A 20,209-nucleotide genomic window follows, 5' to 3' on the forward strand; every position below is an offset into this window, starting at 1 on the left:
CAGGGTATTCGGAGAGGGATGGTAATGAGCAGTGGCGAGTGGACGCGTCGCGAATTCGCAGTGGCCGGGGGAGCGCTCACTCTCGCTGCCGTGGCCTCCCCGGTTGCGGCGCAGGCAAGGACAGACATCGTCGAGATAAACCTGCGGAAGGAGACTGGCGCGCTGGATCATATCTGGTCCCGCTGCATGGGCTCAGACCGCGCCGCGATTACCTTGCGCGAGCCATGGCGCAAGGATCTAGAGCGTTTCAAGAATGAAGCGGGGTTAGAGCGCATACGATTTCACGGCATATTCAACGATGAACTTGGCGTTGGCGCGGGCAGCAATTTTCAAAATGTAAACGCAGTCTACGACGGGCTTCTGGACAGAGGCATTCAGCCATTCGTGGAGCTGAGCTTCATGCCGCGCGGACTGGCGAGCGGAACCAAGGAATTCGGCTTTTATCGCGCCAATGTGACGCCGCCGACCTCATCTGAAAAATGGGGGGAACTCGTCGAGAAGTTCGTCCGCCATCTTGTGCAGCGCTACGGCAGAGACGAGGTGCGGCAATGGTATTTCGAGGTGTGGAACGAGCCTAACCTCAAATCCTGGTTCTGGACCGGCACGCAGGAAGAATATTTCGCGCTTTACGCCGCGGGAGCGAAGGCGGTGAAGGCGGTTGATCCTGCGATAAGGACCGGTGGCCCGGCAACATCCGCCGTGCAATGGATCCCCCAGTTCCTGAACTTTTGCGAAAAGAACAACGCTCCCGTGGATTTCGTATCCACCCATATCTACCCGGGCGATGACCAGGCTGCAATCTTCGGTGCCGCCGATAAATATAAGCAGTATGATGTGGTGCCGGCGGGCATAGCCCTGGCCCGTCGGCAGATCGACGCCACCCGGTACAGAGGAGCGGAGTTGTGGCTGAATGAATGGAGCGCCGATAGCCCGGCGATGATCGCGCACGCCATCACGAACAGCCTGCCTCATTGTCATGCCATGTGTCAGTGGCAGATCAGCAGCGAATATGAGGAGAATATGGTCGCCAACTGGGTCTTTAAGGAAGGCCAGAATGGCTGGGGAATGTTAGCGCGGGGCAGCGTCGCAAAGCCGGAGTTCAACACCTACAAGCTGCTGCACCGGCTGGGTCATCGCAGGTTGGCTGCTGAGGGGCCGGTATTGGCGTCGCGCAAGGCAGACGGACAGTTCGCGGCGCTGGTCTGGAACCTTGCAGATGTGCAGCAAGCCCCTGGCATTCCGGGCGCAAGCAAGGAGCGGAAGGTATTTGGTGAGCGCAAGACCCTGACGGTCCGGATGAAAGGAGCTAGTGCTGGGAACCGCGTACAACTGAGCTATGTCGATCAGGAGCGCGGATCACCTTACCCGGCTTGGCGGGCATTGGGATCACCGCAATATCCGACGCGTGAACAGCTGGACGCCATCCGTATGGCCGCCGAGATCGCAACGCCTGAGACGAGGACCCTCGATAGCCGTGGGCAGTTGACGCTCGATCTTCCCGCCGAAGGCATAGTGCTGATCGAATCCGTGTGAGGATTGGGGCCGCCGTGACCTCCGCCATCCCAGGGATGAAGCTCGCCATGATGCGCATCAGTTCCTGGACTTGTGACGGTTTTGTACCGGTCATTTGAGAGTTTAAGGCTCGTTCAAGGAGACCGACGAGATGATGAAGCATAGTACATCAACGGCTTCTACAACTCATGGCGGCGCTATTCATATTTGGGCGGCATCAGCCCACTCGCCTTTGAGGCCAAGGTGCATAATGAGATAGGTGACCGGCGCAAAACCGGTACAAGTCCAGTAGTGACCGATACATATTCTGCCCAGACGCCCGCGGATCGACAGGATCGACAGGGAAGTCAATCCAGTAGGCAAAGCGCAACCGCCTCCTTCGAAGGCGATTGCGCTTTGCTTGCTCAGCTACCGAAGTGATACCGAAGCGAAATGCCGTACATTCTGGGCTCACCATAAATGTATGAGTTGAATCCGTTCTGATAGGATACACCCTGGCTACTGATGATATATTTTTCATTGGTCAGGTTTGTCGCGAAAGCGCCAAGATCGAAGTTCGATCCAGCGACATTTTGCCACTGTATGTTCAGTCCCAGCAAGCCATAGCCATCTCCCGGTCCGCACTGGACCGACCCGGCATAGGTTCCGCTATTCACGCGGGGACAGTTGCCGCCGATATAGGCGAACGGCTCGTCAATGGGTGCCTTGGACGGTGAGGTATATTGGGCATCGATGTAGGAATAGGTTGCCGAAATGCTGACCTTCCCAATCGATTCATCAAGCGGCAAATCGACCCTGCCGGTGATGCTGAACTGGTTTTTCGGCGTGAACTGAAAAGGGATGTTGGTCAGGACGCACTGACCCGTTGCGCCATTGAACGGAACACCCACTCCGCAATCGAAGCCCGGCGGCAGGCCAAAGGCAGGAATGCCATCGGGGAACAGCGATGGCGCAGTATATTGATCATATTTTGCGGCGGTGTGGGAATAGGTGCCCGACAGCGTGAGCCAGCGTGCGGGCCGCACCTCGCCCTCGAACTCCACCCCTTGAATATGCGCTTTACCCGCATTGCTGGTTTGCGCGCCAAAGACCTGCTGCCCATTGTAGAAATAGGCGGTTCCGCCGGTCCTCTGCAAATCCTTATAGCTTGTGTAATAATAGTTGATGTTCGTGCGGATCGGAATGCTGCCGACATGCCAGTCGGCTTTTATGCCGCCCTCGTAAGCGGTTACGAATTCCGGCTGGAAGGAACGCAGATCAGGTGCGGGGGTCGCAGTGCCGACACCGCCCGTCTTGTATCCCCGGCTGACCTTTGCGTAGAGCAACACATTCTGGTTTACATTATAATCAAGGCCGACTGTCCAGTTCGGCGCCTTGAACTTAGCGCTGGACGTCGTGACGGGCGCATCGGGCAACCCAAAGTTCGAGAATGCCGTCAGCTTGTCCCATGTATAGCGATAGCCCGCGGTCAGCCGCAGTCCATCAAGGCTTTCTGACAGGCTGCCGAAGGATAGCGTTCCTTGTGCATACAGGGCTTGGCTGATCGTCCTCTGGCCGCGACGAGTCGGATTGAAAGCTGAAACCAACTGCGCGCCCAGCGGCTTAACGCTCTCATAATAGGCGCCTACGGTGAAGTTGAGCGCTTCCCCTGCGAGCTTGCCCTGAAGCTGGGGCTCAAAAGAATATTGCCGCGCATCGGTGTAGTAATTGTAGCTGGGCAATCTACCGGGATCGATCTCGTCCGCCCCGATCAAAGTACCGCCTTGTGTGGATGGCGGCCTGTGGTCGTCAGGATAGCCATCGCCATCGAAGGGCGCGCTATTCTTCAACCGCTGGTAATTGGCGACATTGCGGAAAGTCAAAGCATCCGTAAGTTCTGCCGAAAAGATGTCGGTGATGGAAAAATAGCGCGTCCGTTCGCTCCAAAGCAACGGACTGAGTGCGACCGACCGGATACCGCGACCGATCTGTTGCTGGAGATAGGTGCTGAATGGCAGCCCTGTTTGAGGATCAACGCCGTCCGGGACGGCATTAAGCACCGTTCCCGTGCCATGTTCCTGGACGCGGCCCACGGTCGCGAGGAGATAATTCTCGATGCCGGGCGCCATGCGCCAGGTCAAACCTGCACGGAAGGAATAGCGATTGCGATTATCTAGGTCCGTGTCGGTGGTGATTTCGTGCGTGAAACCGTCGCGCTTCTGGTAGATGCCGGCGACACGCAGCAGGAGCGTATCCTCCACAATCGGCACGTTCAGCGCGCCGCGCAACTCGATCGAGTCATAATTGCCATATTGGATCTGGCCATAGCCTTCGAGCCGGTCGGTTGGACGCTGCGGTTCAAACAGGACCGCGCCGCCAGTTGTGTTACGACCGAACAGCGTGCCTTGTGGGCCACGCAGGACCTGCAGGCTGGCAAGGTCGTAATAGTTGAGGCCGCCGCCATTCTGGGCGTTGTTGCGCTGATCCGCGATGAGTGGGACTTCGGCCGAATACAGCACCACGCCCGGCGCCGCGTTATAGGTCGCACCTTGCCCACGGATCGTGATATTCTCGGTATTGCGCTGCTGCCCCGATCCGCCGACCACAAGCGAGGGTACTTGCCCCAGCAGGTCCTGCGTATTTGAGATGTTACGTTGCGTCAGTGAGTTGGCGTCGAACGCGGTCGCGGAGATCGGGACATTCTGTAGCCGTTCTTCGCGCCTACGTGCTGTAACGACGATTTCCGAAAGGCCCGATCCGTCGGCCGAGGCGGTCGGAGCAGGCTCGTCCTGTCGCGTCGATGTCTGAGAAAAGGCCGTTCCAGCGCAACCGACGAGAACGGCTGTTCCCATCAGCGTACGGATCAACGGCAAACGTCGCACAGTCATGTTTCTTCCCCTCTATTAATTATGATTCTCTGCCATTATTCTGATGTGATACGAGTTCTTATGGCGTAACAAAGACAGGCCCATCCGATACGAATGAACATATGGCATTTACTTCTATTTACCGCGTCCGGTCTTATCTTCCTCTTTCCAGAAGCACTTGTTGACTTTGGAGGCGCCCTCACATTCAGAAATCGCCCGAAAATTCGGGACCCGCCCGTCAATCCTCGTCCAACGACATGCTGCCATGCTGGACTAGTTTTGAATACTTGGAGATTGACAAGGTTTTGTCAATCAGGAAAATTCGGGCCTGGGGTAGCAGGAGGAAAGTGCGCTTGAGAAATACAGCTGAATTGCCGATAAGCGCCTCAGTCGCCCGCTTTTTCGAGATTGTATAAAAGCTCTTCGGCGTTGCCTCCCGTCGGTTTCGCTTGCTGATCGCCGCTTAGCGACAGATATAGGCGACCGATGAGCGATGACTTGAAAACAGCGCGACGCCGGAAGCCTGGCGTCTATTCGCGCGGAGCCGAGACGGTAGACGCGATCCTCAAGGCTGCGTTGCATGTGTTGGTGGAGGAAGGCGCGGGAGCCTTTACGCTTCAGCGCATTGCTACGGAATGCGGTTTGAAGGTGGGGCATGTGAACCACCATTTCCCCCGCAAGGAAATGCTGGTCGAGGTTCTGCTGGACGAGATCCTGCTTGCCGGTGAACAGCAGGTCAAATGGGCTATGGAGCAGCCTGATTTCCTCGCCGAGGACGGGTTGGCCCGGCTCATCGCGCACATTCTGGATGATGTCAGCACAAAGCAGACGGCGCATCTGTTCACTGAACTTTGGGCGATGGCCAACCACAATCAAGTCGTGGCTGACAGGCTGGAAGCTCTCCATCGCCATGTTCACCGCTTGATTACCGGAATGGTTGAACAACTGAATCCGGCATTAAGTCATGATGACGCCGCAGTGGTCGCCATATTTATCTACGGCGCAGTCGATGGCATGACCATGTTTTCAGGCTATAACCGGCCGTGGGCCTCCTGCATGCCCAGCGTGAAGAATATTGCAATCAAGAGTCTGGTCGACCTGGCCAAGACGATCACGCAGGCGGAAATAGCGAATTTGCCTCCCGCTCCGATCAAGTCCCGGAATACATAAACCGACGGGAGACCGCGGTATAAGCAGGAAGGTCAGGCGAGGTTTTTCAACGCCTTGCCCCTGCTTGCGCTCGTCAAACCGGCCTTTCTTAAAAATCGCCATTGACAAAACTTGGTGATTGCCAAATATTCTCATCATGCTTTTGCGGCAGAGCATCGTCCGCTGTGGAAGAAGCAATTTATAGCATTAGCCAGAAGCGGAGAATGAATCCGAGCGGCTGCTTGCTGCATTTTGGATAACCCGGTTTGCCAAACCATAAGTGAAAATTTTGAGGCAAGATGATCAGAAGATAAATGTTCCGGGCAATAAAGTCATTGTCCGCAATGAGAAAAAATCGAGAGGTGATATGGGTATTCAGGACAAGCTGGACCGCGCGCAATATACGGTATCTGTTGAGGACTATGCAGCGGGCATTGCGGATCGCCTCAAGTTCTTGATCGAGACCGACGCGCAGGTTTCTGCTGCACTTCCGGACCCTCTGATCAACACGGCCAAGCGTGTCAGCGGGATGGGTTTTGCACGGATCGTAACGACCTGCATGGAGGGTTATGCTGATCGTGCGGCGTTGGCCGAGCGGGCGGTGGAGCTGAAGGTCGATCCGGCAACGGGCCGCACCAGCCATGAGATCCAGAAGCATTTTGAGACCACGAGCTATGCCACGCTCTGGGAGCGGGCGCGGCATCTGGCGGCCTTTTGGCATGACGATGCCGGGCAGCCGCTCAAGGCGGATGATTTCCTGTGCATCCTCGCTTTTGGCAGCGTCGATTTCGTGACGGTGGATCTGGCCGGGATCCACAATGGCGCCGTGCTTGTTCCGCTCCAGGCCAATGGGGCGCTCCAACAGTCGCTGTCCATCTTCAACGAAGTCGCGCCCGGCTGGCTGGCGGTCAGCCTGGATTATATCGAGACCGCGACCGAACTGGTCATCCAGGGCCATCGCCCGCGCGGATTGCTGCTGTTCGACTATCATCCGCGGGTCGATGACGAGCGCGAGCGGTTCGAAGCGGCCCAGGCGAAGCTCGCCGACGCGGGGCTCGCGCATCTGCTGGTCACGCTGGAGGAGGCCCTGGCAAAAGGCAGGACCCTGCCGACCGCGCCTTTGTTCGAGAAGGCTGATGGCGAGCGGCTGAGCACCATCTATTATACGTCGGGCAGCACCGGCCTGCCCAAGGGCGCGATGCTGCCTGAGCGGATGATCAAGCAGCTGTGGCTAGTCGATTCGCCCATGCCGATGATCAACCTCATCTACATGCCGATGAACCATACATCGGGCCGCAGCATCGTCTTCTCGCTGCTGGGCCTTGGCGGGATCGGCTATTTCACGGGCAAGAAGGACCTGTCGGAACTGTTCGACGACCTGCGCATCTGCCGCCCGAGTTACATGATGCTGGTGCCGCGCGTGTGCGAGATGATCTACCAGCAATATCAGGTCGCGCTGGAACGGCGCTCCGTGCCCGGCGCGGACATGGACGCGGTCAAGGCCGAACTGCTGCGCGAGACGCGCGACGTGGTCCTAGGCGGGCGGTTGCTGGTCGCGTCGTTCGCCTCGGCCCCGCTTGCCCCTGAAGTGTTGCAGTTCATGGAAGAGTGCCTGGGCTACAAGCTTGGCAATAATTATGGCGCGACCGAAGTCGCCGCCGTCCTGGCCGACAACCGCATCCAGCGCCCGCCGGTCCTTGACTATAAGCTCGATGACGTGCCTGAGCTTGGCTACTTCAGGACCGACAAGCCCTATCCGCGCGGCGAGCTGCGCATCAAGACTTCGAGCATCATGCTGGGTTATTACAAGCGCCCCGATGCCACCGCCGCGGTGTTCGACGAGGAAGGCTATTACAAGACCGGCGACATCATGCAGGAAATCGCGCCGGACCACCTGATCTATGTCGATCGCCGCAACAATGTGCTCAAGCTCGCCCAGGGCGAGTTCGTCGCGATCGCCCGGCTGGAGGCGATCTTCACCAATGGCGATCCGCTGATCAAGCAGGTCTATCTCTACGGAACCAGCGAGCGCGCCTTCCTGGTCGGCGTGTTCGTGCCCAATGTAGCGACGCTCCAGCAGATGGGCATCGCTGATGATCCGGCCGCGATCAAGAATGCGTTGCGCGAGGCGATCCAGACCATAGCGCGCGCCGAACAGCTGCAACCCTATGAGGTGCCGCGCGACTTCATCGTCGAGCAGGAGCCCTTCAGTGCCGAAAACGGCCTGCTGGCAGGCATCGGCAAATATCAGCGGCCCAAGTTCAAGGAACGCTATACCGCCGCGCTCGAAGCAGTCTACGACCGGATCGCGGCCAGCCAGCAGGATGAGCTTGAGACGCTGCGCCGGGAAGGCAAGGACCTGCCCGTGCTGGAAACGGTCGCCCGCGCGGTCAAGGCAACGCTGGGCCTTGAGGATGTCGACCTGTCAAAGCGGATGAGCTTTGCAGACCTTGGCGGCGACTCTCTTTCGGCGGTGTCCTGCTCCTTGCTGCTCGAAGATGTGTATGACGTGGAGGTGCCGGTCTCGGTCATCAATAGTCCTGCCGGAAGCATGCAGGATGTCGCCCAGTTCATCGAACGGGGGCGAAGCGGCGGTGCCAAGGGGCCGACCTTCGCTTCGGTGCATGGGGCAGGGGCCAAGCAGATCCGCGCAAGCGACCTGACCCTGGATCGCTTCATTGACGGCGCCGTGCTGGATGGGGCGCGGGACGCCCTGCCGCCTGAGAGTGAGGTCCGAACAGTGTTCCTCACCGGCGCGAACGGCTATCTGGGGCGGTTCCTCTGCCTGGAATGGCTTGAGCGCATGGCAACGGTGGGTGGCAAGCTGCTGTGCATTGCCCGTGGCCAGGACGGCGAGGCTGCACGCCAACGCATCGCCGCGGTGTTCAACAGCGATCCGCAACTCAAAAGCCGCTTTGACCAGCTTGCCAAGGATCATTTGGAAGTTCTGGCAGGCGACTTGGGTGAACCGCAGCTTGGCCTTGCCGACGCCGATTGGGAAAGGTTGGCGCAAAGCGTCGACCTGATCGTCCATCCGGCCGCGCTGGTGAACCATGTCCTGCCTTATCAGCAGCTGTTCGGCCCCAATGTGGTCGGCACCGCCGAGGTCATCCGCCTTGCGATCACGCACCGGCTAAAGCCCATTAACAATGTCTCGACCGTCGCAGCGGCGCATACGCCGGAGGGTGCGATGATCGACGAGGATGCCGATGTCCGCACGACACCTCCGGTTCGCCCGCTGTCGAGCGAGGGCTATGCCGATGGATATGCCAACAGCAAATGGGCGGCCGAGGTGCTGTTGCGGGACGCGCATGACCGCTTCGGCCTGCCGGTCGCGACCTTCCGCTCCGACATGATCCTGGCGCACAGCCGCTACGAGGGTCAGCTCAATGTCCCCGACATGTTCACCCGCCTCATCATGAGCATCGTGGCGACGGGGCTGGCCCCGCGATCCTTCTACAGCGGTACGGCAAAGCCCCATTATCCGGGGCTGCCGGTGGACTTCACGGCGCAGGCCATCGCGGCCCTGGGCGCGAAGGCGACGAGCGGCTACCGCACCTATCATGTGATCAACTCCCATGATGACGGCATCTCGCTCGACAGCTTCGTCGACTGGATCGATGCGGCGGGATATCCGGTGCAGCGGATAGAGGACTATGCCGACTGGCTGGACCGCTTCGGCACGGCGCTGCGCGCGCTGCCCGACGGCATAAGGCAGCAAAGCTCCCTGCCGCTGCTGCATCAGCTACAATATCAGATGCCCGGCGAGTTCGGGACGTCGGTTCCTTCGGCGCGCTTCCGTGCTGACGTGATCGCGCATGAGGTGGGCACGGCACAGGATGTGCCGCACCTGTCTCGCTCTCTTATCGTCAAATATCTGGCCGACCTTTCGCGGCTTGGCCTCATCCAGGGACAATAGACAAAGCCATGACCAACATGACCAAAGCCTATGCAGCGCAAGGCGCAGACACCGATCTGGAGCCCTTCTCCTTCACCCGCCGGGACCTGCGTGCCGACGACGTGGCGATCGACATCCTCTATTGCGGCGTGTGCCATTCCGATCTTCACCACGCCCGCAATCATGCCGGATACACCATCTATCCCACCGTTCCTGGCCATGAGATCGTCGGCCGGGTAACGGCGGTCGGCAGCGAGGTCAGCAAGTTCCAGCCCGGCGACATGGTCGGGGTCGGCTGCTATGTGGACTCCTGCCAGAAGTGCAAGCCATGCCATGCGGGCGAAGAGCCCTATTGCGTGGAATATGCAACGCCGACCTACGGGTTCATGGACCGGCATGACGGCATGCCGTCCTATGGCGGCTATTCTGAAAATATCATCGTGTCGGACAAGTTCACGGTGCGCATTCCCGAGGGCATGGACGCCAAATCCGCAGCGCCGCTGCTGTGCGCGGGCATCACCACCTACTCGCCGCTGCGCCACTGGAAAGTCGGCCCGGGGCACAAGGTGGCGGTGGTGGGCCTGGGCGGCCTGGGCCACATGGGGATCAAGTTCGCCAAGGCGATGGGCGCGGAGGTGACGCTGTTCACCCGCAGCCCCGACAAGGAGCAGGAAGCGCGGCGCCTGGGCGCTGACCACGTCGTGCTCTCCACCGACGAGGCGCAGATGGTGGCGGCGGCTAACAGCTTCGACTATATCCTCGACACTGTTCCCAACGCGCACGACGTCAATCCCTATGTCGCCGCCCTGGCGTGGAACGGCACGCTCATCCTCTTGGGACTGCTCGGCGCGATCGATCCGCCGCTCCACAATGTGCCGCTGATGATGGGCCGCAAGTCCGTCGCCAGCTCCAATGTCGGCGGCATCGCGGAAACCCAGGAGATGCTCGACTTCTGCGCCGCCAACGGCGTCACCTGTGATGTCGAGATGATCGACATCCAGGATATCAACGCCGCCTATGAACGTATGGAAAAGGGCGACGTCCACTACCGCTTCGTCATCGATAACGCATCGCTGCGGAAATCATAAAGGGAGTGGTCGTCGATAACGTATCAGCGCGCCGGGCTTGGTCCGGCGGGCACGTTCGACTTCTCGCTATACATTCATCGGGGATCGCCACGATATGAGCAGCCTTGCGCAGCGCCGCGCCACCGCCGACCCGGACAGACGCAAAGCGCGCAGGATGCTTGTTCGGGCGTTCCTTGCGCAGAATGTGGCTACAGGCTGCGCATTTGGTGGGTTCGCCGTCAGCATATTAGCGATCCAGGACCGTTTCGATACGACGCGGGGCATGGCCGCGATGGTTCTTGCGCTGACCGTGCTGGCGATGAGCGGGCTGGGACCGCTTGTCGCAGGATTGATTTCCCGGATCGGCCTGCGCAGCACGATGATGCTCGGCCTTGCGCTGTCGGTAACAGGCTATGTCCTGCTTGCCCTTGTTCAGTCGATTGAAGCCACGCTTGTCATCTGCACCCTGGCAATTGGTCCGGGCGCTTCGCTGCTCGGAGGTCTGCCGCCTAGTATCCTTGCGGGCAACTGGCATCCCCACGCGCGTGGGCGAGCGGTCGGGATCGCCTATATTCCGCTGTTCGTGACGGTGATCCCGTTGCTTGGCTTGATGATCATGCAGCGATTTGGGCTGCCGGCGCTGTTCCTTGCGCTGGCGGGGCTGCACATTTGTCTACTGCCGGTGCTGCTGGGGGTTTCGGAGCCGCCTGAATGCGCGCAACCAGAACATGTGGCCGTAAATCCGGCTCCAAGGCCTGCTATTCTGTCGCAGCCATTATTTTGGGCGATTTTGGTTGGCGAAGGCGTACTCCAGGCAAGCACCATCACCGGTTCCGCACATATTGTCGCCATAGCAACCGAATATGGCGTGGCCGCCCCCTCCGCGGCGCTACTCCTGTCCATCAAGGGTTTAGCTAGCATCTTTGGGTCCATCCTTGCAGGACTGGCTTGCGATAAATTCGGAGCTTCGCGGACGCTGAGCGTTGCGGGCGCCGGACTGACAGCCAGTTGGGTGGTGATCTCGATGAGTGGCTGGTTCCCCGCGCTCGCGCTGGCGATGGTCATAATGGGCATATCGGGAGCCGCCATTTTTCCACTAGTTACCGTTCTTGTCGCCCAGATTTTCGGCGTCGCGGCATTTCCACGCGTCGCTGGATTTCTGGGTGCCTTCACCCTGCCGTTTACCTTTGGCGCTCCGGTTGCAGGATGGCTTCGCGACATGATGAACAATTATCATCTGGCAATGTTGCTGCTGATGGCGCTGACCTTCGGGGCGGCTATGAACTTCGCCTGGATCGGTAGAGCAATGCGCGGCAGCCGAGCCTGATAATGAAGACGCGAATCACCGAGCTTACCGGCACGCGCTATCCCATTATCCAGGGTGGCATGCAGTGGGTGGGCCGCGCGGAGTTGGCTTCGGCGGTGTCCAATGCTGGCGGTCTGGGCATACTGACGGCGCTGACGCAGCCGACGCCCGAAGCGCTGGCCGCCGAGATCGAGCGGTGCCGGATGATGACCGACAAGCCGTTTGGCGTGAACCTGACCATTCTTCCGACCGCGCAACCGGTTCCCTATGAGGCCTATGCCGAGGTGATCGCGGGATCGGGCGTTGGCGTGGTGGAGACGGCGGGACGCAGCCCGGCCGAGTTCATCGCCCGTTTCAAGCAGGCGGGCGTCAAGATCGTGCACAAATGCACTGCCGTCCGCCATGCGCTGTCCGCACAACGGGCAGGCGTCGATGCCGTGTCGATCGACGGGTTCGAAGCGGCGGGGCATCCGGGCGAGGATGATATTCCGGGCATGGTGCTGATCCCGGCTGCGGCGCGCGCGCTGGAGATTCCGATCCTGGCGGCAGGCGGCATGGCGACCGGGCGCAGCATGGCGGCGGCGCTCGCCCTGGGCGCTGAAGGCGTGACGATGGGCACTCGGTTCATGCTGACGAAGGAAGCGCCTATCCATGAGGCGATCAAGCAGGCGGTGGTGGAGGGAACGGAGCGTGACACGACGCTGATCTTCCGCCAGCTGCGCAACACGGCGCGCGTGTTCCGCAATGCCGTCGCCGAGGAGGTGAACGTCAAGGAACGGGAGCCCGGTGCTACGTTCGAGGATATCCGGCCGCTGGTCGCCGGTGCGCGTGGGCGCGCGGCGCTGGAAAGTGGCGAAGTGGATGGCGGGCTGGTCTGGGCAGGGCTTGGGATCGGTTTGATGGACGACATTCCGACATGCGCCGAACTGATCGAGCGCATCGTGGGTGAATGCCGCGAGGCGCTGGGCCGCGCCGTGGCGTTGACTGGGGAGGCTCGACCATGAGCTATAATACGATCCGCTACGAACCCGAAGATGACGGCGTGCTGCCGCTGACGCCGAACTGGTCTGTCTCCCAATCCGAACGGACGAGCGGTTTGGGGGAACAAGAAACCGCCTACCGAATGGCAATAAATGGCGCGTAGCAGCCGCGATAAAGGTTCTGCGCCCTCAGCCAGTGTCAGTGCGTCTTCCACATCCACCCCTAGGATCGGATCGTGCTTTCAATTTTCGTATGCCCCAGCAGGATTTGCACGGCGCGGATATTTCCAGTGGCTTTGTAAGTGATAGACGCCTTGGTTCACCGCCGCAGGGAATGGGTACCATAATCTTCGCCTGGCAAGCCGATTCCGGTGACCCATTCGTCAACAAGGCGGGCATATTGTCGTGTGCTAACATGGGCCGCGTGGTCGGTGCGGCTGGGAAGGCGTGATCTTCCAAGGCCCCACCCCGAAGCTCGAGCCATTTGAGGAGGCTGGCGCGAACATCATCCATCAGCTCAAATTGAACCGGCCTTCCAGTCTTTTGCTGAACGACGGTGGCTCGGGTTCGAATTTTCCGGTCGCAAACGATGTCGCTGATCCTGATCTTCACCAGGTCGCAGCCGCCGAAGAAAGCCCGATCCCGAATTCGGCCGTGCTGGTCCAGAAAGAAATGGATCGCCCAGAACTGGCGGGGTTTGAGCGCCCGCTTCGCACCTACCTTGCGTCCGGTATTCCAAGATACTCGCTCGCGAGCGGCGGGATCAAATTCTGACAATCCCATGACACGTCTCCTAAGGCCATGATGGCCGTTGCAAGAACACATCAGAGCAGGTCGACCCCTTCCAGACGCTCGGCTTCGAATTTTTGGTCGCCAGGTCCGGAAGGGCAGCTAATCGATCTTCGCACTTCAAAGTTGGCCGTTCCAAACTCTTCAACCAACCAAGAAATGGCCTGTTGCGGACGTATTTCAGAACTAGTCGCCGTTGGCATCGACCATGAACACCATGGGCTTTCCTCGCGACGCCGGATCCCATCCCGCTGATAAGGCTGCCCGCACGCCTCGCGAGGCAATCGCGTCGTTGATGTGGGAACGCCCTTTCGGCAATCCTCTCATCAGGCGTTTCGGCGTCGGAAATTCCAGCACAGCTTCGCGTGGCATGTCTCGCTGACGCAAGGAGACTGTCATGCCCCTCCAGCCATCCGAAGAGGAAAGTTGGGGCTCGCTCAGGAACTCCCAGTCATATTTGAAACCGTCGATTTCGACAGTGCCGCCGCGGCCGTGCGTATGAAGCATGTTATGCCCTTAGCATGCCAGCAGCGGCACTCCACCCCTCACTGGTATCGCAGTGTTTTCTCGAACCCTTCATTCGCCTTGGTCATCTTGGCTAGTTTCCTGAGATACGTGCGGACATGCCGTTCGAACCGCGTGTCGTCATAGGTGCTTGTCGCCTGATAGTCGTCCTGGCTGATGAGTTCCTTGACGCGCTTGGCGAACGCGGCCTGGTCGTTTGTGGAATCGGCGTCCTTTAACGCGCGGCAAGCCCATTCCTCCGCAGCGGCCTTGTCAAAGTCGTCCCGCGCCTCATAGCCGCGCCTGTCCGCCGCAGCCTGATCCAGCCGCGACACCTCGAAACGACGCGCAAGCCATTTGCGGACCAGTTCTCCATCCCACGGTTTCGACGTATTCGTCATCGCTCTTTCTCAGTCGGTTCGCGCCAAAGGCCGACGCTATGAATTTGCTCATGTGATGCGGCTGCTCGTGTCGCTATAGGCTGAACGAAATCAAGGAAGCTAGATCGACATATGGCCCGCAAGCGTTCGAAACACGATCCCTATGACCATCTCCCGCAAGAAGACGAGGTGCCGGCAGCGCCGGCGCTCTGCTGGCTTTGTGGTCGGCCGACCGGCAAGGTCATCGTCTGGCATCATCCCGTGCCCAAGAGCCGGGGAGGCCGCGATGTCGTGCCAATGCACTCGATCTGCCAGCAGACGCTGATCGCCAATTTCACCAATTCCGAACTCCAGCGCCACGGGATGGAGGTGGCGGGCCTGCTGGATAATCCCAACGTGCGCAAATTCGTGGACTGGGTGGCAAACAAGGACCCGGACTTCACGGCGACCATCGCCAAAAAGCAGCGCTGAAGGACCTGTTCCCCTGTCCGGTTTGTCTTCTTCCATTCGCGTGGCCGCGCTTTACAAGTTTGCCTCGCTGGACGACTGCGACGCCGTCCGCCGCGAACTGGCGCGGCTGTGCTGCGCCGAGGGTTTGAAGGGAACGCTGCTGCTCGCCAGCGAAGGGATCAACGGCACGATTGCCGGATCGGACCATGCGATCGAAAATGTGCTCGCATTCATTCGCCGCTTGCCGGGGTTCTGCGATCCGGAGGTGAAATACGCAGCGGCCGAGACGATGCCGTTCCACCGCATGAAAGTGCGGGTGAAGCGCGAAATCGTGACGATGGGTCAGCCCCAGATCGATCCGCTCACCGGGGCCGGGCACTATGTGTCGCCGCAAGACTGGAACGCCTTGATCAGCGAACCGGGCACGATCGTGATCGACACGCGCAACGACTATGAGGTCGCGATCGGCAGCTTTGCCGGTGCCATCGATCCAAAGACCGCCAGCTTCCGCGATTTCCCCGCCTGGTTTCGCGCGGAGCGCGAGCGGCTGCTAGGCGCTGTCGATCGGCCGAAGATCGCGATGTTCTGCACCGGTGGCATTCGCTGCGAGAAATCGACCGCCTTCCTGAAGGCCGAAGGCATCGAAAATGTCTATCACCTCCAGGGCGGAATCCTGAGATATCTGGAGACTGTCCCTGCCGACCAGAGCTTGTGGGAAGGAGAATGCTTCGTTTTCGACCAGCGCGTCGCGGTCGACCATGGGCTTGAAGCCGGCACCCATATGCTGTGCCACGGTTGCCGCCGGCCGGTCAGCAGTGTGGACCAGGCCTCGCCGCTCTACGTGCGCGGGGTAAGCTGTCCAGCCTGCCATGCGACGCGCACGGATGCCCAGCGCGCGGGTTATGCCGAACGCGACCGGCAGGAGTATCTCGCCAAGGCGCGCGGCACCGCGCATATCGGCGCCAGCTTGCCTGTGCCTTGGCAGCTACGGTCGTCCGAGGATGACGATGGAACTTAAGGAGGCGGGCCTTGATGTTGGTGAGCTTCGGGTCGGCCGCCTCATGCGGATCAACGGGATCAGGCTGATCCGCACACGCAAACACAAGGTGACGACCGACAGCCACCATCGCCTGGGTGTCGCAGCGAACTGGTTGGATGGCGACTTTGCCGCCGATGCGGCAAACCGCAAATGGGCTGGCGACATCACCTATGTCTGGACATCGGAAGGCTGGCTCTACCTTGCCGTCGTCCTCGACCCTCATAGCCGTCGTGTCGTTGGCTGAGCTGTCAGCGACAGGATGAAGAAGGATCTGGCGATCCGGGCGTTGGATATGGCGGTGCGCCTGCGCAACTCGTCACCTCGCAATCGCTCGAGACGGCAGAGCGCGACATCGCGGAAGAGGCAGCCGACACGCTTATCCACCTTCCCGTTTTAGACATCAGCAAACAGGCGGGCGAGAGCAGGCCGCCCCATACTGCCGCCTGAGAAGCCGCCATCGTCATAGAGGGTAAGCAGGACCGACCAGCCTTCGCTTGGCTCTGTGCGTAATCGGTGCAGGCTTCGCGCTGGGCGTCTACCTCCTCACGCAATCGTGAGGTTGAACGCGTTGCGCGTCTGGCATTTCTCGCACCCGATATTGTCGGCGCCATCCTCGAAGGTCGGCAGCCGCCTTCGCTCACCGCCCGCAGGCTTCTGAAGCAGGCGAGCATCCCGCTCGACTGGCAGAGCCAGCGCAGGGCACTCGGCCTTTAAGCCGCTCTCCAAAATCGGGGGACACTCAAAAGGCCTCGTGAGACGCGGGGCCTTTTTTTGTGAGTTCTGGCCGGGAAATCGCGTCTCAGCGACCACGGATTTTGGATACCACCCGCAAAAGCGCGCGGAACTGCGCCATTCTGGCGGGGTCCGAAATCACCGGCTCCCGACAGGGCGGAAATGAAAAATGCGTGGTGCACCCGACGGGATTCGAACCCATGGCCCTCAGATTAGGAATCTGATGCTCTATCCTGCTGAGCTACGGGTGCCCGCTGACGGCTCTATGCTGCGTCGCGGGCGCGGTCAATTCTTCGCTTCGGGCGGCACGACCGGAAACAGCAACGGAGCAACCTCCACGCCTTCCGATATCAGGGCGCGCGCTTCGTCGGGCGCCACTTCGCCGTGAATGCTGGCCCGGTCCTTCTCACCATAATGCATAGCGCGGGCATGTTCGGCAAAGCCCCTGCCGACCCAGGTCGAATCTTCCAGAACCTTTGACTGCGCCTGGGCAAGCGCCTGCATCATCTCGCGCATCCGGACTTCGTCGCCCGCCATGGCCACCGGCGCGGTCGAGGTAGCAACTGGCGCTTCTGCCCTGCGGCTGTTTCCTTTGACGGCAACAGCGGGCGCCATCAATGCCTTGGATACCTCCGCATCGCCGCACATGGGGCAGGCCAGCAGGCCGCGAGCCACCTGATCCTCATAGTCCGCGCTTGATCCGAACCAGGCTTCGAACACATGGCCGTGGGCGCCGCATTTGAGGTCGAAAACAATCACGAAATGGTCACGTCCGCTGGAAGGTTACGCCGGTTGGCAATCGCAGGCACGCGCCCGCGCACTTCCTCTACGCGCGACAGGTCGATCTCGGCAAGGGCTAGTCCCGTCCCCTCCCCCATGTCGAGCAAGACTTCGCCCCAAGGATCGATGACCAGACTATGGCCATAGGTTTCCCGCCCGTCCTCGTGGCGGCCGGTCTGCGCCGCCGCTACCACGAAGCACCCAGCTTCGATCGCACGGGCGCGCAGCAGGACATGCCAGTGCGCTTGCCCCGTCGGCACGGTGAACGCGGCAGGCATCAGCAACATCGTGGCACCCGCATTGGTCAAGGCGCGATAAAGGTCGGGGAAGCGCATGTCGTAACAGACCGACAACCCCATCCTTGCCCAGGGCGTATCCACCGCCACCACCTCTTCCCCCGGCCGATATACCGAGGATTCCCGCCAGCTTTCACCGGTCGCCAGATCGACATCGAACAGATGGATTTTGTCGTAACGCGCCCGAATGCCGCCCTTGTCATCGATCATGAAGCTGCGATTGACCCAACGGCCATCGCCGCCTTCTTCCTTGAGCGGCAAGGAACCAAGATGCACCCACAGCCCGTGCCGAGCCGCCGCCTCGCGAACGGCGTTTAGCACCGGGTCGTCAGCCTCACTGCGCAGGGTATCCGCAGCCCGCGCCCGGTTCCGATCCAGATATCCCGCCATTTCCGGCGTGAACAGCATATCCGCACCCTGTTCGGCCGCGCGTCCCGCCATCTCGACGATGGCGGCCGCATTCGCGGCGGGGTCGATCCCGCTCGTCATCTGGAAGATCGCGGCCCGCATGGCGCTTACAGCCCCAGCAGCGGGTTCAGCTTGCCCTGACGATCCAGCGCCGCCATGTCGTCGCTGCCGCCAATATGCCTGCCATCGATGAAGATCTGCGGCACCGTGGTCCCGCCATTGGCGCGATCCAGCATTTCGCCGCGCTTCGGGCCGCCCATCGTGATGTCATATTCGTCGAAGGCCACGCCCTTGCCCTCCAGCAGCGCCTTTGCCCGCGCGCAATATCCGCACCATGCCTTCGTGTAGATTTCGACCTTCGCCATTCGATACTCCTTGCGCGCTGAAATTGTGGCTGAACGAGGCTTTGTCAATCAGTCCCTTCCGCGCCTTCCGGCAAAGCCCGCGCCCAGCACAACAGATGAACGCTGGACGCCCCGCCGCGTTTCAGCACCCGCGCGCAAGCCGCCGCAGTCGCGCCGCTGGTATGAACATCGTCGATCAGCAGCACCGCCTTGCCCTTGACGCCATGATCTTTCGCCAGTGCAAAGGCGCCCGCGACAGCCTTGGTCCGCTGCCGCGCATGCATGCCCCGCAGCGGCTGCGTCGCCCGGACGCGAAGCAGCGCATGCTTCTCCACCGCCAGCCCCGAAGCCCTGCCAAGATGATCCGCGATCAGCGCGGCCTGATTGAAGCCCCGCCACCACAGGCGCCAGCGATGCAGCGGCACAGGCATGATCAACGGCGGTGCATCAAAGTCAGGCAAGCGCCGCGCCATAAGCCGCGCGATCAGTCGCGCCAGACCGATGCGCCGTCCATATTTCAGCCGCAACGCCACCGTCCGCGCGACATCGCCATAGGCCAGCACCGCCCGCGCGCTGTCGAATGGCGGCGGATCGGCAAGGCAGGCACCGCACGCCGCGTCCCCGCCCCTGTCATGTTCGAACGGCACGCCACATCGCGCGCAGCATGGCTCGCCCAGAAAGCGCATCCCGCTCCAGCATTTGAGGCAAAAGGCATCGTCGGCATCAACGATGACGCCGCATCCGGGACAACGCGGCGGCAGCGCATAGTCAAGCGCCGGGCGAACAGCGCCCTTGAGAAGAGAGGCAAGATGCATGATCGCCCTTGTTCCCGCTCCGGCACCGATGCACAAGGCCCGCCATGACCCAGCCCGACATCTTCGACCGCACATTGCGCGCCAGGCGGCGGGACCGGATGATGCCGCACTTCGCCGAGCACGACTTTCTCTACCGCGCGATGCTGGACGAATTGCTTGACCGGCTTGCCGATGTGCAGCGCGATCTTCCCGAAGTCCTCACCATCGGCTGCCCGGACGGCAGCGCCCGCGCCGCGCTGGAAGCCAAGGGCAAGAAGGTGGTCTGCACCGACCCCGGCTTCGCCGCCGCCCGCGCCCAAGACGGGGTTCAGGCGGAGGAGGACGCGCTTCCCTTCGCTGACGACAGTTTCGACCTCATCATTGCATGCGGCACGCTCGACAGCGTCAACGACTTGCCGGGCGCGCTGATCCTGATGCGGCGCATCTTGAGGCCCGATGGCCTGCTGCTCGCGGCCTTTACCGGCGCAGGCACCCTGCCCCGCCTGCGTGCAGCGCTGATGGCCGGAGAAGGCGACCGCCCCGCCCAGCACATCCATCCGCAAGTCGATGTGCGCGCGGCAGGCGACCTGCTCAGCCGCGCAGGCTTCGCCATGCCAGTGGCGGACAGCGAGACACTGACCGTACGCTATGGCGACATACTGCGCCTGATGCATGACCTGCGCGGCATGGGCGCGGGCAATGTTCTGGCGTCCCATCCCCCAGCCCTGTGCCGCGAGGCACTGATCAGGGCAAGCCAGAACTTCGCCACCGCCGCCGATCCCGACGGCCGCACTGCCGAAGAAATGGCAATCCTGTATCTAAGTGGTTGGAAGCCGGACCCCAGCCAGGCAAAGCCAGCCCGGCGAGGCAGCGCGACCGTGTCGCTGGCAGAAGCGCTCAAGCGGAAGGACTAGCCGCTCGTCCCTTTATCGGGT

Annotated in this window: 18 protein-coding genes, 1 tRNA gene and 2 pseudogenes; 11 read left to right on the top strand and 10 right to left on the bottom strand. The window is 60.8% G+C overall.

Annotated features, from left to right (window positions below; all coding sequences use genetic code 11):
- Window positions 1–24: 24 nt before the first annotated feature.
- Entirely contained in the window at window positions 25–1,533 is a 1,509-nt protein-coding gene (locus tag AC6JBC_RS09820; protein WP_498024024.1) for a GH39 family glycosyl hydrolase, read from the top strand.
- 383 nt (window positions 1,534–1,916) lie between these two features.
- On the opposite strand, the gene AC6JBC_RS09825 is transcribed toward AC6JBC_RS09820, so the two are convergent.
- Window positions 1,917–4,379, bottom strand: coding sequence for a TonB-dependent receptor (locus AC6JBC_RS09825; protein WP_498024026.1), 2,463 nt, complete (start codon window positions 4,377–4,379; stop codon window positions 1,917–1,919).
- 561 nt (window positions 4,380–4,940) lie between these two features.
- On the opposite strand from AC6JBC_RS09825, the gene AC6JBC_RS09830 reads away from it, so the two are divergent.
- From AC6JBC_RS09830 to AC6JBC_RS09855, 6 genes are all read left to right on the top strand, one after another.
- On the top strand, window positions 4,941–5,528 hold the full coding sequence (locus AC6JBC_RS09830; protein WP_498024028.1) for a TetR/AcrR family transcriptional regulator: 588 nt from the start codon (window positions 4,941–4,943) through the stop codon (window positions 5,526–5,528).
- Window positions 5,529–5,874: 346 nt separating this feature from the next.
- Window positions 5,875–9,426, top strand: a complete 3,552-nt coding sequence (car, locus tag AC6JBC_RS09835; protein WP_498024029.1) for a carboxylic acid reductase — start codon at window positions 5,875–5,877, stop codon at window positions 9,424–9,426.
- Window positions 9,427–9,434: 8 nt separating this feature from the next.
- The gene (locus AC6JBC_RS09840) at window positions 9,435–10,493 is read left to right on the top strand and encodes an NAD(P)-dependent alcohol dehydrogenase (protein WP_498024030.1); all 1,059 of its coding nucleotides are present in this window, start codon (window positions 9,435–9,437) and stop codon (window positions 10,491–10,493) included.
- A gap of 94 nt (window positions 10,494–10,587) precedes the next feature.
- Window positions 10,588–11,799, top strand: coding sequence for an MFS transporter (locus AC6JBC_RS09845; protein WP_498024032.1), 1,212 nt, complete (start codon window positions 10,588–10,590; stop codon window positions 11,797–11,799).
- Entirely contained in the window at window positions 11,796–12,782 is a 987-nt protein-coding gene (locus AC6JBC_RS09850; protein ID WP_498026046.1) for an NAD(P)H-dependent flavin oxidoreductase, read from the top strand. Before AC6JBC_RS09845 ends, AC6JBC_RS09850 begins: the two co-directional genes overlap by 4 nt.
- Window positions 12,779–12,922 (top strand): hypothetical protein, encoded by a 144-nt coding sequence (locus tag AC6JBC_RS09855; protein WP_498024033.1) that lies wholly within the window; start codon window positions 12,779–12,781, stop codon window positions 12,920–12,922. The genes AC6JBC_RS09850 and AC6JBC_RS09855 overlap by 4 nt, the downstream gene beginning before the upstream one ends.
- Window positions 12,923–12,937: 15 nt before the next feature.
- On the opposite strand, the pseudogene AC6JBC_RS09860 reads toward AC6JBC_RS09855, so the two are convergent.
- From AC6JBC_RS09860 to AC6JBC_RS09870, 3 genes and pseudogenes are all read right to left on the bottom strand, one after another.
- Window positions 12,938–13,541, bottom strand: a pseudogene (locus tag AC6JBC_RS09860) (tyrosine-type recombinase/integrase); the annotation flags it as partial.
- Between the two features lie 192 nt (window positions 13,542–13,733).
- Window positions 13,734–14,054 (bottom strand): hypothetical protein, encoded by a 321-nt coding sequence (locus tag AC6JBC_RS09865; protein WP_498024035.1) that lies wholly within the window; start codon window positions 14,052–14,054, stop codon window positions 13,734–13,736.
- Between the two features lie 38 nt (window positions 14,055–14,092).
- Window positions 14,093–14,452, bottom strand: a complete 360-nt coding sequence (locus AC6JBC_RS09870; protein WP_498024036.1) for a hypothetical protein — start codon at window positions 14,450–14,452, stop codon at window positions 14,093–14,095.
- Window positions 14,453–14,563: 111 nt separating this feature from the next.
- Between AC6JBC_RS09870 and AC6JBC_RS09875 the strand changes: the two genes are divergently transcribed.
- The 3 genes and pseudogenes from AC6JBC_RS09875 to AC6JBC_RS09885 form a co-directional block, all read left to right on the top strand.
- On the top strand, window positions 14,564–14,902 hold the full coding sequence (locus AC6JBC_RS09875; protein ID WP_498024037.1) for a hypothetical protein: 339 nt from the start codon (window positions 14,564–14,566) through the stop codon (window positions 14,900–14,902).
- A gap of 22 nt (window positions 14,903–14,924) precedes the next feature.
- Window positions 14,925–15,899 carry an oxygen-dependent tRNA uridine(34) hydroxylase TrhO gene (gene trhO / locus AC6JBC_RS09880; protein WP_498024038.1) on the top strand — a complete coding sequence of 325 codons (975 nt, stop codon included), beginning with the start codon at window positions 14,925–14,927 and terminating at the stop codon, window positions 15,897–15,899.
- Window positions 15,853–16,230: pseudogene (locus tag AC6JBC_RS09885) on the top strand (DDE-type integrase/transposase/recombinase); the annotation flags it as partial. The gene trhO and the pseudogene AC6JBC_RS09885, both read left to right, overlap by 47 nt.
- 233 nt (window positions 16,231–16,463) lie before the next feature.
- On the opposite strand, the gene AC6JBC_RS09890 reads toward AC6JBC_RS09885, so the two are convergent.
- The 6 genes from AC6JBC_RS09890 to AC6JBC_RS09915 all read right to left on the bottom strand — a co-directional run bounded on the left by AC6JBC_RS09890 (window position 16,464) and on the right by AC6JBC_RS09915 (window position 19,295).
- Window positions 16,464–16,646 (bottom strand): hypothetical protein, encoded by a 183-nt coding sequence (locus tag AC6JBC_RS09890; RefSeq protein ID WP_498024039.1) that lies wholly within the window; start codon window positions 16,644–16,646, stop codon window positions 16,464–16,466.
- A 180-nt stretch (window positions 16,647–16,826) separates the two neighbouring features.
- Window positions 16,827–16,903 (bottom strand) — tRNA-Arg (locus tag AC6JBC_RS09895).
- Window positions 16,904–16,937: 34 nt separating this feature from the next.
- Entirely contained in the window at window positions 16,938–17,411 is a 474-nt protein-coding gene (locus AC6JBC_RS09900; protein WP_498024041.1) for a DUF1178 family protein, read from the bottom strand.
- On the bottom strand, window positions 17,408–18,238 hold the full coding sequence (locus tag AC6JBC_RS09905) for a carbon-nitrogen hydrolase family protein (RefSeq protein ID WP_498024042.1): 831 nt from the start codon (window positions 18,236–18,238) through the stop codon (window positions 17,408–17,410). The genes AC6JBC_RS09900 and AC6JBC_RS09905 overlap by 4 nt, the downstream gene beginning before the upstream one ends.
- A 5-nt stretch (window positions 18,239–18,243) precedes the next feature.
- Window positions 18,244–18,501, bottom strand: a complete 258-nt coding sequence (gene grxC / locus AC6JBC_RS09910; protein ID WP_449473447.1) for a glutaredoxin 3 — start codon at window positions 18,499–18,501, stop codon at window positions 18,244–18,246.
- Window positions 18,502–18,545: 44 nt separating this feature from the next.
- Complete coding sequence (locus AC6JBC_RS09915) at window positions 18,546–19,295, bottom strand: double zinc ribbon domain-containing protein (RefSeq protein ID WP_498024043.1); 750 nt, start codon at window positions 19,293–19,295, stop codon at window positions 18,546–18,548.
- A gap of 44 nt (window positions 19,296–19,339) precedes the next feature.
- Between AC6JBC_RS09915 and AC6JBC_RS09920 the strand changes: the two genes are divergently transcribed.
- Window positions 19,340–20,188, top strand: coding sequence for a class I SAM-dependent methyltransferase (locus AC6JBC_RS09920; protein ID WP_498024045.1), 849 nt, complete (start codon window positions 19,340–19,342; stop codon window positions 20,186–20,188).
- Window positions 20,189–20,209: the final 21 nt, after the last annotated feature.

The sequence above is a fragment of the Sphingobium sp. RC1 genome (assembly GCF_059738765.1).

Excerpts from the sequence above, each read along its gene's own strand:
- AC6JBC_RS09920 (WP_498024045.1), top strand. The coding sequence starts at position 19,340 with ATGACCCAGCCCGACATCTTCGACCGCACATTGCGCGCCAGGCGGCGG.
- AC6JBC_RS09820 (WP_498024024.1), top strand. The coding sequence starts at position 25 with ATGAGCAGTGGCGAGTGGACGCGTCGCGAATTCGCAGTGGCCGGGGGA.
- AC6JBC_RS09845 (WP_498024032.1), top strand. The coding sequence starts at position 10,588 with ATGAGCAGCCTTGCGCAGCGCCGCGCCACCGCCGACCCGGACAGACGC.
- AC6JBC_RS09870 (WP_498024036.1), bottom strand. The coding sequence starts at position 14,452 with ATGACGAATACGTCGAAACCGTGGGATGGAGAACTGGTCCGCAAATGG.
- AC6JBC_RS09875 (WP_498024037.1), top strand. The coding sequence starts at position 14,564 with ATGGCCCGCAAGCGTTCGAAACACGATCCCTATGACCATCTCCCGCAA.
- AC6JBC_RS09905 (WP_498024042.1), bottom strand. The coding sequence starts at position 18,238 with ATGCGGGCCGCGATCTTCCAGATGACGAGCGGGATCGACCCCGCCGCG.
- AC6JBC_RS09825 (WP_498024026.1), bottom strand. The coding sequence starts at position 4,379 with ATGACTGTGCGACGTTTGCCGTTGATCCGTACGCTGATGGGAACAGCC.
- AC6JBC_RS09840 (WP_498024030.1), top strand. The coding sequence starts at position 9,435 with ATGACCAACATGACCAAAGCCTATGCAGCGCAAGGCGCAGACACCGAT.
- AC6JBC_RS09915 (WP_498024043.1), bottom strand. The coding sequence starts at position 19,295 with ATGCATCTTGCCTCTCTTCTCAAGGGCGCTGTTCGCCCGGCGCTTGAC.
- AC6JBC_RS09865 (WP_498024035.1), bottom strand. The coding sequence starts at position 14,054 with ATGCTTCATACGCACGGCCGCGGCGGCACTGTCGAAATCGACGGTTTC.
- grxC (WP_449473447.1), bottom strand. The coding sequence starts at position 18,501 with ATGGCGAAGGTCGAAATCTACACGAAGGCATGGTGCGGATATTGCGCG.
- car (WP_498024029.1), top strand. The coding sequence starts at position 5,875 with ATGGGTATTCAGGACAAGCTGGACCGCGCGCAATATACGGTATCTGTT.
- AC6JBC_RS09855 (WP_498024033.1), top strand. The coding sequence starts at position 12,779 with ATGAGCTATAATACGATCCGCTACGAACCCGAAGATGACGGCGTGCTG.